This window comes from Pseudomonas monteilii NBRC 103158 = DSM 14164, assembly GCF_000730605.1.
Classification (GTDB): Bacteria; Pseudomonadota; Gammaproteobacteria; order Pseudomonadales; family Pseudomonadaceae; genus Aquipseudomonas; species Aquipseudomonas monteilii.
The window spans coordinates 81,144-95,528 of the sequence record NZ_BBIS01000043.1 but is presented as its reverse complement, the minus strand read 5'-3'; the positions used below and the strand labels follow the sequence as shown (position 1 = coordinate 95,528).

Below are 14,385 nucleotides of genomic sequence, written 5' to 3'. Positions count from 1 at the left end.
TCGTCTCGGTGTGGCGCGCATTCTACGGACGGCCCTGCACCCTGGCAAGCACTTTTTAAACTTTTCCCAAAAAAAACTTCATGCCTTTCAAAGACCTAGCGTTGCCGGGTGTTTCTTTGAGGCAGAAGCCGCTGCTGGCCCTGTGACAGGGCTGGTCTCAGATCACCACACGGAGAATAATGCCCGCCTTATGCATTAAGGAGAGTTGCCCCTCATGTGGTTCAAGAACCTGCTGACCTACCGCCTGACCCAGGAAGTCCCGTTCGAGCCTGAAGCGCTGGAAGCCGCCCTGGCCAGCAAGCCGGCCCGCCCCTGCGCCAGCCAGGAGCTGACCACCTATGGTTTCGTCGCGCCGTTCGGCAAAGGCGAAGACGCTCCCCTGGTGCATGTCAGCGGCGAGTACCTGCTGATTGCCGCGCGCAAGGAAGAACGCATCCTGCCGAGCAGCGTGGTCAACGACGCGGTCAAGGAAAAGGTCGAAGAGATCGAGACCGAGCAGATGCGCAAGGTCTATAAAAAGGAGCGCGACCAGATCAAGGACGAGATCATCCAGGCCTTCCTGCCGCGCGCGTTCATCCGCCGTTCGATGATCTTCGCTGCCATTGCCCCGCGCCAGGGCGTCATCCTGGTGAACTCGGCCAGCGCCAAGCGTGCCGAAGACCTGCTGTCGACCCTGCGTGAAGTAATGGGCTCACTGCCGGTACGCCCGGCAACGGTAAAAATTGCACCGGTTGCCACCATGACCGACTGGGTCAAGTCGCAGCAGGCCGCCGAAGGCTTCTATGTGCTGGACGAGTGCGAACTGCGCGACACCGCCGAAGACGGCGGTATCGTGCGCTGCAAACGCCAGGACCTGACCGGCGAGGAGATCCAGCTGCACCTGAGCACCGGCAAAGTGGTGACCCAGCTGGCCCTGGCCTGGCAGGACAAGCTGTCGTTCATCCTGGACGACAAGATGGTGATCAAGCGCCTGAAGTTCGAAGAGCTGCTGCAGGAGCAGGCCGAGCAGGATGGTGGTGATGAGGCGGCGCAGCAGTTCGATGCCAGCTTCCAGCTGATGATGATGACCTTTGCCGAGTTCCTGCCGGTGCTGTTCGAGGCGCTGGGTGGGGAGGAAATTCCGCAAGGGGTCTGATGTGTCTTGAAATGCCGGTGCTGGCCTGAATGGCATGTTTCTGCCCGCACCGGCCTTTCGGCATACGGAGGTTGCCTGACCTTCCGACAACTTGAGCATTCCAGGAAAAACTTCTGTCTGCGTATCGTTCTGCCGTGCAGATACGTTCGGTGTGCAGTGGCGGGCGCCCTTGCCTGCCGCATAAACCGCACTGAATCATGGAGATTGCAATGGATGATTCCAGGTTAGACACCTCGAAAACTTTCACTGGCGATATTTACCTGGAAGAGGATGGGAAAAGACGCCCCATACGCATCGACGACAGTGGCTGGTTACGCATCATGGATGCGCAGGTGCTGCCGGTGACATTATGGTTCGGTTGCTATCAAGAGGATGATGGCGACATCTATATCATCAAAGAGTTTACCAACGGCGGGAGCAAGTCTGATCGTGTCCTGAGTCTGAACGATGATGGCCGGTTGGGACTTTACTCCGGATCGAGCCGCCCTTGGCGAATCCTTAGGCAAGACGGGGAAGTTCTGGTACCGCGCTCTACACCTGAAGCGGCTATAACAGTGTCAACCAAGGGTGGTCGGGTGTGGACAGCAAACAACAGCCAGTGCAAGGCCGCCAAAGGTGCCGGTAGCAACTTTGTTGTGCATATCCATAAAGTGGGCGTGTACCGATTCTGATCGGCTAGCACTTACGCTTAACGGGAACTTGCCTCGCGGGGAACGGTTGGGCACCATGGCGTCCACTGTGAGGACGACCTCACGACGCACCGCGTGACCATTCCGGGGACGGCCCCATCATTCAAACGATGGAGACACACCTATGTCCTGGATCATCCTGTTCTTCGCCGGCCTGTTCGAGGTCGGCTGGGCCGTTGGCCTGAAATACACCGACGGCTTCAGCAAGCCGATTCCCACCGTGCTTACTGTTGGCGCCATGGTCATTAGCCTGGGCCTGCTGGGCCTGGCCATGAAAGAGCTGCCGCTTGGCACCGCCTATGCCATCTGGACCGGCGTGGGTGCCGTCGGCACGGTGATCGCCGGCATCATCCTGTTCGGCGAATCCATGGCCCTGGTACGGCTGGTCAGCGTGGCGCTGATCGTCTGCGGCCTGGTCGGCCTCAAAGTCAGCGCCAGCTAACCCTCCTCCGCTAACGCAGGTTGCCGCGCAAGCGGCTGACCTGCTCGCGCAAGGTTTCTGGCTGCGCTGCCTCCACCGGGATGGCGGCGCCGGCCACGATGGTCACCCGCGACCAGAGGCGCTTGAAAAAGCCCTTGGCCGGGTCGCGGCTGAAGAAGCTACCCCACAGCCCCTGCAAGGCCAGCGGAATCACTGGCACCGGCGTTTCTTCCAGGATGCGGTTGACGCCGCCCTTGAACACATCGATCTCACCATCGCCGGTCAGCTTGCCTTCCGGGAAGATGCACACCAGCTCGCCGTCGGCCAGGTACTCGGCAATGCGCGCGAAGGCCCGTTCATAGGTGGCCAGGTCTTCGTTACGCCCGGCAATCGGGATGGCACCAGCGGTGCGGAACACGAAGTTGAGCACCGGCAGGTTGTAGATCTTGTAGTACATGACAAAGCGGATCGGCCGGCGGATCGCCCCGCCCAACAGCAGCGCATCGACGAACGACACGTGGTTGCACACCAGCAACGCCGCCCCCTCATCGGGAATGCGCTCCAGGTCGCGATGCTGCACGCGGTACATCGAATGGCTGAGCAGCCAGATCAGGAAACGCATGGTGAACTCGGGCACGATCCTGAAGATATAGGCGTTGACCGCGATGTTGAGCAGCGACACCACCAGGAACAGCTGCGGGATGGTGAAGCCCGCCAGCCCCAGCAGGATGATGGTGAGCACCGCCGACACCACCATGAACAATGCATTGAGGATGTTGTTGGCCGCGATCACCCGCGCGCGCTGGTCCTCGGCCGTGCGGGCCTGGATCAAGGCATACAGCGGCACGATGTAGAAGCCGCCGAACACGCCCAGGCCAACGATCGACAGCAGGATCCACCAGGCCTGCCCCATGCCCAGCAGCGTCAGCCAGTCGTGCGGGACCGCTGCAGCCGGCACATCGCCGGAATGCCACCACCACAGCAGGCCGAACAGGGTCAGGCCGAACGAGCCGAACGGCACCAGGCCGATTTCCACTTTGCGCCCGCTCAGCCGCTCACACAGCAGCGAGCCCAGGGCAATGCCCACCGAGAACAGTGTCAGCACCAGGGTGACCACCGTGCCGTCACCGTGCAGCCAGTCCTTGGCGTAGGCCGGAATCTGCGTAAGGTAGATGGCCCCGACGAACCAGAACCACGAGTTGCCGACGATCGAGCGCGACACGGCCGGCGGCTGGCCCAGGCCCATGCGCAGGATCGCCCACGACTGCTTGAAGATGTTCCAGTCCAGCGGCATGCTCGGCGAAGCGGCAGCGGCCCGCGGGATCCAGCGGCTGGCCAGGTAACCGAGCACTGCGGTGCCGACCACGCCACCCGCCACCACCGTGGCGTAGCTGTCGGCCGACATCATCACCCCGGCGCCGATAGTGCCGGCGAGAATGGCCAGAAAGGTGCCGGTTTCCACCAGCCCGTTGCCGCCGACCAACTCTTCTTCGCGCAGGGCCTGCGGCAGAATCGAGTACTTCACCGGGCCGAACAGCGCCGAGTGAGTGCCCATGCCAAACAGGGCCACCAGCATCAGCGTCAGGTGGTTGGTGATAAAGCCCAGCGCACCGATCGCCATGATCACGATCTCGGCCAGCTTGATCGCACGGATCAACGCGTCCTTGGCGAATTTTTCACCAAACTGCCCACCCAGTGCCGAGAACAGGAAGAACGGCAGGATGAACAGCAAGGCGCACAGGTTGACCCAGATCGAACGGTCACCGTCGCCCAGGCTGAGCTTGAACAGGATCGCCAGGATCAGCGACTGCTTGAACAGGTTGTCGTTGAATGCACCCAGTGACTGAGTGATGAAAAACGGCAGGAAGCGCCGCTTGCCGAGCAAGGTGAATTGCGAGGAGTGACTCATCGTCCTTGGTCCTGAGGGCTTTTCAATTGGAGGCGCGCCGGGCGCGTCAGGCCACAAATCTGCATGGGAATTGCGTGCACTGGCAAGCACCTTCACGCCCACAATGACCAGGTCGCCTCAGAAACAGCCCATCATTCGAAGCCGAACAACGCTCGCGCTGTATCCACCAACAGCGCCCGACGCAACTCCGCCGAACACCCCAAGGCCTCAAACTGTTCCAAAGCCGTACTGAAACCCACCGCCGACTCATGCTGGGTATGTGGCCAGTCACTGCCCCACATCAGCCGCTCGGCGCCGTAATGCGCTTCCAGCGCACACAGCGCCTGCCGGGCGAAGGCGAGGTTCTGTTCCGGCGAGCCTTCCAACCGATAAATACCCGATACCTTCACCCATACCTTGCCCCGCCCACCCAGGGTCAGTAACTCGGCAAAACCCGGTTGGCCCAGGCCACGGCGGGCATCAGGCCGGCCGAAATGATCGACCACGATGTCCAGCCCATAAGGCTCAAGCGCCCGCACCAGTGCCGGAATGTCCGCCACGTGGCGATGCAGCTCCAGGTGCCAGCCCTGCTCGCCAATGCGTTCAAGCAAGGGCCGCCACTGGGCACCGGTGAGGTCGGGCAACGCCTGGCCCATGAGGTTCAGGCGCACGCCCCTCACGCCTAGCCGGGCCATCTCGTCCAGCGTCTCACGTTCGACGTCCTGCTCCAGCATCACCACCCCGCGCAACTGCCCCGGCACCGTTTGCAGGGCGCTGAGCAGGTAGCGGTTTTCGGTGCCCAGGAAACTGGGCTGAACCAGCACGCCATGGCTGAAACCATGGGCCAGCAGTTGGCCTAGGTAGTCGCCCAGCGGCGCATCGTAGCTGGGCGCGTAACGCCGCTCGCTGGCCAGGTTCAGCCCGCGGCTGAATACGTGGGCGTGGGTGTCGATGGCGGTCAGGTGTAAAGCAGGAGCGTCGGGCATGGTTCTCATACAAACAAGGTGAAGTTACTTGGTGGCAGCGCCAGCCATTTCCGGCGCAGGTGCAGATTCAAGGTTGCGACCACGGGTTTCCGGCAGGCAGAGGGCGGCGATCACCGCCACGCCATAGGCAATGCCGGCGTCGATGCCGATGGCACTGCCCAGCGACATCGACTCACTCATGTGGCCGACCAGGAACGGAAACACCGCTGATAACACACGGCCGAAGTTGTAGCAGAAGCCCACCCCGGCACCGCGCACATCGGCCGGGTACAGTTCGTTGAAGAACGCGCCCAGGCTGGCCGGGATGCCGGCGGCGAAAAAGCCCAAGGGGAAGCCGAGGAACAGCATTTGCGTGTTGGTCAGCGGGAAGAACACATAAGCCTGTACGGTCAGCACACAGCACAGGGCGAACAGCAAAATGTTCTTGCGCCGACCGATGCGGTCGATCAACAGGCCGCTGACCACGCAACCGCACCAGAACGCCAGGATGATCACCGCCAGATAGCCGCCCGAGTTCAGCACCGAGAGGTTGCGTTCGGTCTTGAGGAAGGTCGGCAGCCAGGTCATGACTGCGTGGTAGCCACCGTGGGCACCCAGGCCGAGCAAACCGCCGAGCAGGGTCACGCGCAGCAGTTCCGGGCGGAAGATGCCAGCCATCGATTGCAGGAAGCTGGCGGGGATGGCCTTTTCTTTTTGCAGGCGCTGGAAGCTGTCCGGCTCTGGCACGTTGCGGCGTACCCAGATGATCAGCAGCGCTGGCAAAAGGCCGACGAAGAACATCACCCGCCAGGCGAATTCCTGCGGCACCAGCGAGTAGATCAGCGTGAACAGCGCCACCGCCAGGCCCCAACCCACGGCCCAGGCGCTTTGCACCGTGCCCATGACCTTGCCACGGTATTTCGGGTTGATGGTTTCGGCCATCAGCACCGCGCCAGCCGCCCATTCACCGCCAATGCCGAAGCCTTGCATGGCCTTGACGAACAGCAGCGGGTAGAAGCCGGTGACGAACGCCGAAAGGAAGGTGAAGAAGGAGAACCAGAGAATCATCCATTGCAAGGTACGCACGCGGCCGTAGCGGTCGGACAAGGTGCCACCCAGCCAGCCGCCGATCGCCGAGGTCACCAGGGTCAGGCCGCTGATCAGGCCGGCATCGCCCTTGGTCAGGGAGAAGGCAGCGATCAGCGCGGGGATGGCCAGGCCGAACATCTGCACTTCCAGCGCATCGAGCGACCAACCGCCGAAGCAGGCCCAGAACGTCTTGCGTTCCCGTGAGGTGATCTGGCGATACCAGCTGAACATGATTGTTATCCTTCTTGGTCGTGTGTGTTACGGGCAGGCGAAGCCACTGCGCCGTGGCAGCACGGCGCAAACAGGTAAAACGGGTGAAGCGGCCGGCTTAGCGGATATCGATGCGGTAGCGGAAGTGCTGCGCATGGCCGCGCGAGCGGCGCCATTCCAGGGGCTTGCCGGCGTAGTCACGGGCCAGACGCTCGATCACCACCACCGGGCTGTCGGCCGGCAGTTGCAGCAAGCGGCCATGCACTGCGTCGACCGCTTCGGCGGTCAGGGTCTCTTCGGCGTAGGCGACCACCTGGCCGCACAGTGCTTCATAGATCGGGTACAGCAGCGGCCCCTTGCTGTTCAACTCCACGTCCAGCAATGGCTGGAAGGTCTGGCGCGGCAGCCAGATTTCTTCGGCCAAGACGGGCTGGGCACCCAGCAGACGGGTACGAATGATACGGATCACTTCGGCACCCACCGCCAGGCCCAAGGCCTCGGCCACCGCCGATGGCGCTGCGAGCGGCTCGATGGAAAGGATGCGGCTTTCTGGCACCACACGCTCGCCATTGGCAGCCTCGAAACGGAAGAAGCGGAACAGCGAAGACTGGAACTGCGGGCGGCGGATGAAGGTGCCGCGACCCTGCTGGCGTTCCAGCACGCCTTCGGCGACCAGCACATCGACGGCCTTGCGCACGGTGCCGACCGACATGTCGAATTCGGTGGCCAGGGCCGCTTCGGTCGGGATCGCCTCGCCCGGGCGCCAGCGGTTATTGGCAATTTGCTCGACCATGTGGTCGCGCAATTGTTGGTAGCGGGGTAGTCGAGCATCACCGGTCAATGGGTGCATGGGTCTCGCTCTCGTCTTGTTATCTAAACATATATATGAATTTTGCGAGAGTATTCCCCCGCGGGTGGCGGGCTGTCAATCCTCCGCCTGTCGCCAGACACTGTGCCTGGCTTATGCTTGTGGCCGGGAAAACCAGAACAACAAGGACGTGGCAATGCTCGCCGCCATCAAACGCTACCCGCACACCGTGCGCCTGTTGCTGTTGACCACCTTCACCCTCACCGTCGCCCGTGCCCTCACCCTGCCCTACCTGGTGGTGTACCTGGCCGACAACTTCCAGCTGCCGATCAGCCAGATCGGCTTGCTGATCGGTGGTGCGCTGATCATCGCCTCGTTGCTGAGCCTGTATGGCGGCCACTTGGTCGACACCTTGCGCAACCACACCCTGGTCAGCGCGAGCACCCTGTTGTTCGCCCTGGCCTTTGTCGGCGCGGTCGCCAGCCGTTCAGCGTTGTTGTTTTTCCTGTGCCTGGTTCTGATCAACCTGGCCCTTGCGGTGGTCGACATCGCCGCCAAGGCCGGCTTCTGCGCCCTGCTGCCGGTAGAGGAACGGGCCGAAGTGTTCGCCATCAAGTACACCCTGAGCAACGTTGGTTACGCCGCCGGCCCTTTACTGGGTGTGGCCATGCTGGAACTGAACGACCACATGCCATTCATCGCCTCTGCCCTGCTTGGCCTGGCCATGTGCCTGGCCTACTGGCGCCTGGGCGACCGCAGCCTGCAGGCAAGTGCAGACAAGCCTGCGGCCGGTTTCGGCCAAGTGGCGCTGGGGCTGGCGCGTGACCGCCGGCTGGTGTGTTTCACGTTGGGCGGGGTGTTGAGTGCGGTGGTGTTTGGCCAGTTCACGGCCTACCTGTCGCAGTACCTGGTCGTCACCAGCAGCCCGACCGAAGCGGCGCGCCTGGTGGGCTATCTGGTGACCACCAACGCCGTAACGGTGATTGCCTTGCAGTACCTGATTGGCCGGCGTATCAGCCGCCAGCGCCTGATGCCCTGGTTGCTGGCCGGCATGGCCCTGTTCATCGCCGGGCTGCTGGGCTTTGCATCGGCAGGTTCGGTGCTGGCCTGGTGCCTGGCAATGCTGGTGTTCACCCTGGGCGAAATCATCGTGATCCCCGCCGAGTACATGTTCATCGACCTGATTGCGCCGGAGCACTTGCGCGGGGTGTATTACGGCGCACAGAACCTGTCCAACCTGGGGGCGGCACTGGGGCCGGTGATGGTGGGGTTTGCCCTGGTCCACCTGTGGCCGGGGGCGATCTTCTACCTGTTGGTATTGTCGGTGATACTGGCGGGGGTGTTTTACGGGTTGGGTACCCGAAAAAATTGATGTGTTGTTTCAGGTCAATCGCGAGCAAGCTCACGCCTACAACCATCGTCTGCGCTGACGAAGCGGCACCTGCGTGCCAGACTGATTGATCGGGACCGCGTTATCTTTTTTGCTTCGGAGTCTTCATGTCGTTGTCCAGCGGGCTGATCGCCGTGGTCGCCCTGGCCTATATGGCCGTCATGTTCGCCATCGCCTTCTATGGCGACCGCCGCAGCACGCCGTTGCCGCCGAAACTGCGTGCCTGGGTGTACAGCCTGTCGCTGGCCGTGTATTGCACCAGCTGGACCTTCTTCGGTGCAGTCGGCCAGGCCGCCGAACAGCTCTGGGCGTTCCTGCCGATCTACCTCGGCCCGGTGCTGCTGCTGATCTTCGCGCCCTGGGTGCTGCAAAAGATGGTGCTGATCAGCAAGCAGCAGAACATCACCTCGATCGCCGACTTCATCGCCGCCCGCTACGGCAAGTCACAGACGCTCGCGGTCGTGGTGGCGCTGATCTGCCTGGTCGGTGTGCTGCCGTACATCGCCTTGCAGCTCAAAGGCATCGTGCTGGGCGTGAACCTGCTGATCGGCGCCAACGCCGATGCCACCGGCACCCGCGTGCAGGACACCGCATTGGTGGTGTCGCTGGTGCTGGCACTGTTCGCCATTGTGTTCGGTACACGCAGCCTGGATGTGACCGAACACCACCGCGGCATGGTGCTGGCAATTGCCTTCGAATCGCTCATTAAGCTGCTGGCCTTCCTCGCGGTGGGCATCTTCATCGTCTTCAACCTGTATGACGGCTTCGACGACCTGTTCAGCCAGGCTCGCCAGTCGATCCACTTGCAGGACTATTGGCAGGAGACCATCAACTGGCCATCAATGGTGGTGCAAACCGCCGTGGCGATGATGGCGATCATCTGCCTACCTCGGCAGTTCCATGTCACCGTGGTAGAGAACATCGAACCCCAGGACATGCGCCTGGCGCGCTGGGTGTTCCCGATGTACCTGGCACTGGCCGCGCTGTTCGTGGTGCCGATTGCCTTGGCCGGGCAGATGTTGCTGCCAGGCACGGTGATTTCCGACTCGTTCGTGATCAGCCTGCCGCTGGCCGAGGCGCACCCGAGCCTGGCCCTGCTGGCGTTCATTGGCGGTGCTTCGGCGGCCACCGGCATGGTCATCGTCGAAGCCGTGGCACTGTCGACCATGGTGTCCAACGACATGCTGCTGCCCTGGCTGCTGCGCCGCAACAACACCGAGCGGCCGTTCGAGGCGTTCCGCCACTGGATGCTCTCGGTGCGCCGGGTAACCATCGTGGTGATCCTGTTGCTGGCCTACGTCAGCTACCGCTTGCTGGGGTCCACCGCGAGCCTTGCGACCATCGGCCAGATCGCCTTCGCCGCCGTGACCCAGCTCACCCCGGCCATGCTTGGCGCGCTGTACTGGAAGCAGGCCAACCGGCGCGGCGTGTTCGCCGGCCTTGCCGCGGGTATCTTCCTGTGGTTCTACACCCTGGTGCTGCCGATCACCGCGCACAGCCTTGGCTGGTCACTGCAACTGTTCCCGGGGCTGGCGTGGCTGCACGGCAACCCGCTGGGCCTGCCTATCAGCCCGCTGACCCAGGGCGTGGTGTTGTCACTGGCGGGCAACTTCACCCTGTTTGCCTGGGTCTCGGTGCTTTCGCGCACGCGGGTGTCCGAGCACTGGCAGGCCGGCCGCTTCATTGGCCAGCAAACCGCGCGGCCCAGCAGCAAGCCGCTGCTGGCGGTACAGATCGACGACCTGCTGACCCTCGCCTCGCGCTTTGTGGGTGAAGAGCGTGCACGTCAGAGTTTCATCCGCTTCGCCTACCGCCAGGGCAAGGGCTTCAACCCCAACCAGAACGCCGACGGCGACTGGATCGAGCACACTGAACGCCTGCTGGCCGGGGTACTGGGCACCTCGTCGACCCGCGCCGTGGTCAAAGCCGCCATCGAAGGCCGCGACATGCAGCTGGAAGATGTGGTGCGCATCGCCGACGAAGCCAGCGAAGTGCTGCAGTTCAACCGCGCCCTGCTGCAAGGCGCCATCGAGAACATCAACCAGGGCATCAGCGTGGTCGACCAGAACCTGCACCTGGTGGCCTGGAACCGGCGCTACCTGGAGCTGTTCAACTACCCCGACGGCCTGATCAGCGTGGGCCGGCCCATTGCCGACATCATCCGCTACAACGCCGAGCGCGGTCTGTGCGGCCCGGGCGAAGCGCAGGTGCATGTGGCGCGGCGCCTGCACTGGATGCGCCAGGGCCGTGCGCACTCCTCCGAACGGCTGTTCCCCAATGGCCGGGTGATCGAGCTGATCGGCAACCCGATGCCAGGCGGCGGCTTCGTCATGAGCTTCACCGACATCACCCCGTTCCGCGAGGCCGAGCAGGCCCTGCGCGACGCCAACGAAGGCCTGGAACAACGGGTGGCAGAGCGCACCCAAGAGCTGTCGCAGCTCAATCAGGCACTGTCGGAAGCCAAGAGCCATGCCGAAGCGGTGAGCCAGTCCAAGACCCGCTTCCTGGCTGCGGTCAGCCATGACTTGATGCAGCCGCTGAACGCCGCCCGGCTGTTCTCCGCCGCCTTGTCACAGCAGGCCGAGGGCATGAACGAAGAGGCCCAGCAGCTGGTGCAGCACATGGACAGCTCGCTGCGCTCGGCCGAAGAGCTGATCAGCGACCTGCTGGACATCTCGCGCCTGGAAAACGGCAAGATCACCCCAGACGCCAAGCCCTTTGCCCTCAACGAACTGTTCGACACCCTGGGGGCAGAATTCAAGGTACTGGCGGCCGAGAAAGGCCTGGAGTTCCGCTTGCGTGGCAGCCGCCTGCGGGTGGACAGCGACATGAAGCTGCTGCGGCGGGTACTGCAGAACTTCCTCACCAATGCCCTGCGTTATGGCAAGAGCCCGATCCTGCTGGGTGCTCGCCGCCAGGGCGAACGCCTGTGGCTGGAAGTGTGGGACCGGGGGCCGGGCATTGCCGACGACAAGCTGCAGGTGATCTTCCAGGAGTTCAAACGCCTGGACAGCCACCAGACCCGCGCCGAAAAAGGCCTGGGCCTGGGCCTGGCAATTGCCGACGGCCTGTGCCGGGTGCTGGGGCACCCGCTGGAAGTACGCTCATGGCCGGGCAAAGGCACGGTGTTCCGGGTCTGCGTGCCGATTGCTCGCCAGCCCGCACCGGCGCCGAGCGCCCCGGTGGAACAGGGTGGCCAACCGCTGGCCGGGCTGCAGGTGCTGTGCGTGGACAACGAAGACAGCATCCTGATCGGCATGAACAGCCTGCTCAGCCGATGGGGTTGCCAGGTATGGACCGCGCGTAACCAGGCCGAATGTGAGGCCCTGCTGGCCAAGGGCATGCGCCCGCACCTGGCATTGGTGGACTACCACCTGGATGACGGCGAAACCGGCATCGGGCTGATGGGCTGGCTACGCGCGCGCCTGGGTGAACCGGTGCCAGGGGTGGTGATCAGTGCCGACGGCAGCAAGGAAACCATCGCCATGGTGCATGCATCTGGCCTGGACTACCTGGCCAAGCCGGTCAAGCCGGCGGCTCTGCGCGCCATGCTCAACCGCCATCTGAGCCTGGTTCAGTAACCGCTGCATCCGGCACCTCGTCGGACAGCGCCCGTTCCAGCAAGTCTGCCGGCAGGCTCTTGCTGGCACGGGCGCCCAGCAGTTTCAGCTGTTCGCTGCGGCTGACCAGGTTGCCGCGCCCTTCGCACAATTTGTTGCGGGCTGCGGCATAGGCCTTGTCCACCTGCTGCAGGCGGCTGCCCAGCTCGTCCAGGTCTTGGATGAACAGCACGAACTTGTCGTACAGCCAACCGGCGCGCTCGGCAATTTCGCGGGCGTTCTGGCCTTGACGCTCCTGTTTCCACAGGCTGTCGATCACCCGCAGGGTCGCCAGCAAGGTGGTGGGGCTGACAATCACGATCTGCCGGTCGAAGGCTTCCTGGAACAGGTTGGGCTCAGCCTGCAAGGCTGCCGAGAAGGCCGCCTCGATAGGCACGAACAGCAGCACGAAATCCAGGCTGTGCAGGCCTTCGAGGCGATTGTAATCCTTGCTCGACAGGCCTTTGACGTGGCTGCGCAATGACTGCACGTGCTGCTTGAGCGCGGCCTCGTCGTTGCCGGCGACGAACTGCTGGTACGCCGTGAGGCTGACTTTGGCGTCCACCACCACCTGCTTGTCGCCGGGCAGCATGATCAGCACATCGGGCTGGAAACGCTCGCCGTCGGCACTTTTCAGGCTGACCTGGGTCTGGTACTCGCGGCCCTTTTCCAGGCCCGCATGCTCCAGCACCCTCTCAAGAATCAGCTCACCCCAGTTGCCTTGGGTTTTCTGGCCCTTCAAGGCCTGAGTGAGGTTGGTGGCCTCGTCCGACAAGCGCAGGTTGAGCTGCTGCAGGCGCTCCAGTTCCTTGCCTAGCGAAAAGCGTTCGCGGGCCTCTTGCTGGTAGCTTTCTTCCACGCGCTTTTCGAAGGCATGAATACGCTCCTTGAGCGGGTCGAGCAACTGGCCCAGATGCTGCTGGCTGGTCTGGGCGAAGCGCTGCTCGCGCTCGTCGAAGATCTTGGTGGCCATGTCGGCGAACTGGGCGCGCAGGGCATCGCGAGCTTCATGCAGGTCTTCGAGGCGTTGCTGATGGCTTTCCTGCTGCTCGCGCAGCTCGGCCTCCAGGCGTGCGGTCTGGGCCTCCAGGCGGCGCAGTTCAGCCTCCCGGCTGGCGCGCTCCAGGCTCCAGGCGTGGGCGGCATCGCGGGCATTGTCGCGGTCGACTTGCAGCAGTTCCAGCTCACGGCCCTGGGCGGCCAACTGAGTCTGTTTGACGGTGTTGGCTTCGCTGAGGTCGCTGACTTCATCGCGGCTGGCCTCCAACTGCGCTTGCAGGCCAGCCTGGGCCAGCTGGGCGGCATTGAGGCGTTCTTCAAGCAACGCCTGCTCACCTTGTCGCGCGCCCTGGCGGCGCTGCACCTGCATGACCCACCCCAGGCAGGGTAACGCGCCTGCCACCAAGCCCAGCAGAATGCTGGCCAGATCCACTGTCATGCTTACCCCGAACGATCCTGGATGATTGATGCGCAGCTTATCAGCCCGGCGGGCGTGTTGCCTGTTGCAGCCCGAGTGCTCAGCCCGAGAACCACTGGCGCAGCAACCGCCGCGCTTCCTGCGACCCCTGCCCCGCCGCCAGCTCCAGCCAGTACCGTGCCTGCTCAGGCTCGGTGTGCTGGCACAACCGTGCATATTCCAGTTGCGCCCGCCGATCACCGGCGCGGGCGGCCTGACGCAGCAGTTCATGGCCAATCCGCCGGTCACGGGCATTGCCGCAATCACGGCACAGCATCTGCCCCAGGCGGCTTTGTGCGACCACAACGCCCTGGCGCGCCGGCTGTTTCAACAGGCGCCCAGCCAAGTGCTTGACCTGGGCCTTGTCACCCAGGCGCGGGCTGTCGAGCAACCACAAGGCAACTTTCAGTGAAAAGCGTTTGGGGGGAGGCGTCGATGCCGCAGGGCTGGCGAGGTGTTTGCTACGAAACTTCATGAGTAACAGGTTTGGCAACTCGAAAGGCGCGCCACTCTACTCTTTTTTTTCCGCCGCAGCCTGTCGATTTCTGGAGAATTGAAAAAAATTTAAATGATCTTTTCTTGACGTTTTCGAGGGGATGACCAAGCGGTCTGTCGAGGCATGTCGATTGTCGGACAGTTCACGCCTTTGCTAGCACGCCCGTCCTAGAGCAAGCGCTCTGGACAATCCACAGTTCCTGTGGATAACTCGGTGGACAACCCCCTAGTACACCCCGC

General features: G+C 63.1%; 12 protein-coding genes. 6 read left to right on the top strand and 6 right to left on the bottom strand.

Annotated features, from left to right (window positions below; genetic code table 11):
- From PM2_RS31395 to sugE, 4 genes are all read left to right on the top strand, one after another.
- Positions 1 to 199 (top strand): hypothetical protein (locus tag PM2_RS31395; RefSeq protein ID WP_217998275.1); only part of this gene is annotated, 199 nt, incomplete at its 5' end.
- Positions 200 to 214: 15 nt separating this feature from the next.
- Entirely contained in the window at positions 215 to 1,135 is a 921-nt protein-coding gene (gene rdgC / locus PM2_RS21855; protein ID WP_016715497.1) for a recombination-associated protein RdgC, read from the top strand.
- Between the two features lie 209 nt (positions 1,136 to 1,344).
- The gene (locus PM2_RS21850; RefSeq protein ID WP_016715496.1) at positions 1,345 to 1,806 is read left to right on the top strand and encodes a hypothetical protein; all 462 of its coding nucleotides are present in this window, start codon (positions 1,345 to 1,347) and stop codon (positions 1,804 to 1,806) included.
- A gap of 142 nt (positions 1,807 to 1,948) precedes the next feature.
- Positions 1,949 to 2,266 (top strand): quaternary ammonium compound efflux SMR transporter SugE, encoded by a 318-nt coding sequence (gene sugE / locus PM2_RS21845; RefSeq protein ID WP_012270979.1) that lies wholly within the window; start codon positions 1,949 to 1,951, stop codon positions 2,264 to 2,266.
- A gap of 10 nt (positions 2,267 to 2,276) precedes the next feature.
- Here sugE and PM2_RS21840 read toward each other — a convergent pair whose 3' ends face one another.
- From PM2_RS21840 to PM2_RS21825, 4 genes are all read right to left on the bottom strand, one after another.
- Complete coding sequence (locus PM2_RS21840; protein WP_016715495.1) at positions 2,277 to 4,154, bottom strand: 1-acyl-sn-glycerol-3-phosphate acyltransferase; 1,878 nt, start codon at positions 4,152 to 4,154, stop codon at positions 2,277 to 2,279.
- Positions 4,155 to 4,285: 131 nt separating this feature from the next.
- Positions 4,286 to 5,119: an amidohydrolase family protein gene (locus PM2_RS21835; protein ID WP_016715494.1), complete on the bottom strand. Its 834-nt coding sequence runs from the start codon at positions 5,117 to 5,119 to the stop codon at positions 4,286 to 4,288.
- Positions 5,120 to 5,143: 24 nt separating this feature from the next.
- Positions 5,144 to 6,418: an MFS transporter gene (locus tag PM2_RS21830; protein ID WP_016715493.1), complete on the bottom strand. Its 1,275-nt coding sequence runs from the start codon at positions 6,416 to 6,418 to the stop codon at positions 5,144 to 5,146.
- A 97-nt stretch (positions 6,419 to 6,515) separates the two neighbouring features.
- The gene (locus PM2_RS21825; protein ID WP_028698690.1) at positions 6,516 to 7,247 is read right to left on the bottom strand and encodes a GntR family transcriptional regulator; all 732 of its coding nucleotides are present in this window, start codon (positions 7,245 to 7,247) and stop codon (positions 6,516 to 6,518) included.
- 154 nt (positions 7,248 to 7,401) lie between these two features.
- On the opposite strand from PM2_RS21825, the gene PM2_RS21820 reads away from it, so the two are divergent.
- Both PM2_RS21820 and PM2_RS21815 read left to right on the top strand, forming a co-directional pair.
- Positions 7,402 to 8,577, top strand: coding sequence for an MFS transporter (locus PM2_RS21820; protein WP_016715491.1), 1,176 nt, complete (start codon positions 7,402 to 7,404; stop codon positions 8,575 to 8,577).
- A 125-nt stretch (positions 8,578 to 8,702) separates the two neighbouring features.
- Complete coding sequence (locus PM2_RS21815) at positions 8,703 to 12,176, top strand: PAS domain-containing hybrid sensor histidine kinase/response regulator (RefSeq protein ID WP_016715490.1); 3,474 nt, start codon at positions 8,703 to 8,705, stop codon at positions 12,174 to 12,176.
- On the opposite strand, the gene PM2_RS21810 is transcribed toward PM2_RS21815, so the two are convergent.
- Together PM2_RS21810 and PM2_RS21805 are read right to left on the bottom strand one after the other, a co-directional pair.
- Positions 12,148 to 13,518: a DNA recombination protein RmuC gene (locus PM2_RS21810; protein WP_161775514.1), complete on the bottom strand. Its 1,371-nt coding sequence runs from the start codon at positions 13,516 to 13,518 to the stop codon at positions 12,148 to 12,150. The two genes, PM2_RS21815 and PM2_RS21810, sit on opposite strands and share 29 nt — an antisense overlap.
- Positions 13,519 to 13,711: 193 nt before the next feature.
- Positions 13,712 to 14,125, bottom strand: coding sequence for a tetratricopeptide repeat protein (locus tag PM2_RS21805; protein ID WP_033724203.1), 414 nt, complete (start codon positions 14,123 to 14,125; stop codon positions 13,712 to 13,714).
- Positions 14,126 to 14,385: the final 260 nt, after the last annotated feature.

What these genes read in the sequence shown, in the direction of transcription:
- rdgC (WP_016715497.1), top strand. Translation starts at nt 215, where the DNA reads ATGTGGTTCAAGAACCTGCTGACCTACCGCCTGACCCAGGAAGTCCCG.
- PM2_RS21850 (WP_016715496.1), top strand. Translation starts at nt 1,345, where the DNA reads ATGGATGATTCCAGGTTAGACACCTCGAAAACTTTCACTGGCGATATT.
- sugE (WP_012270979.1), top strand. Translation starts at nt 1,949, where the DNA reads ATGTCCTGGATCATCCTGTTCTTCGCCGGCCTGTTCGAGGTCGGCTGG.
- PM2_RS21840 (WP_016715495.1), bottom strand. Translation starts at nt 4,154, where the DNA reads ATGAGTCACTCCTCGCAATTCACCTTGCTCGGCAAGCGGCGCTTCCTG.
- PM2_RS21835 (WP_016715494.1), bottom strand. Translation starts at nt 5,119, where the DNA reads ATGCCCGACGCTCCTGCTTTACACCTGACCGCCATCGACACCCACGCC.
- PM2_RS21830 (WP_016715493.1), bottom strand. Translation starts at nt 6,418, where the DNA reads ATGTTCAGCTGGTATCGCCAGATCACCTCACGGGAACGCAAGACGTTC.
- PM2_RS21825 (WP_028698690.1), bottom strand. Translation starts at nt 7,247, where the DNA reads ATGCACCCATTGACCGGTGATGCTCGACTACCCCGCTACCAACAATTG.
- PM2_RS21820 (WP_016715491.1), top strand. Translation starts at nt 7,402, where the DNA reads ATGCTCGCCGCCATCAAACGCTACCCGCACACCGTGCGCCTGTTGCTG.
- PM2_RS21815 (WP_016715490.1), top strand. Translation starts at nt 8,703, where the DNA reads ATGTCGTTGTCCAGCGGGCTGATCGCCGTGGTCGCCCTGGCCTATATG.
- PM2_RS21805 (WP_033724203.1), bottom strand. Translation starts at nt 14,125, where the DNA reads ATGAAGTTTCGTAGCAAACACCTCGCCAGCCCTGCGGCATCGACGCCT.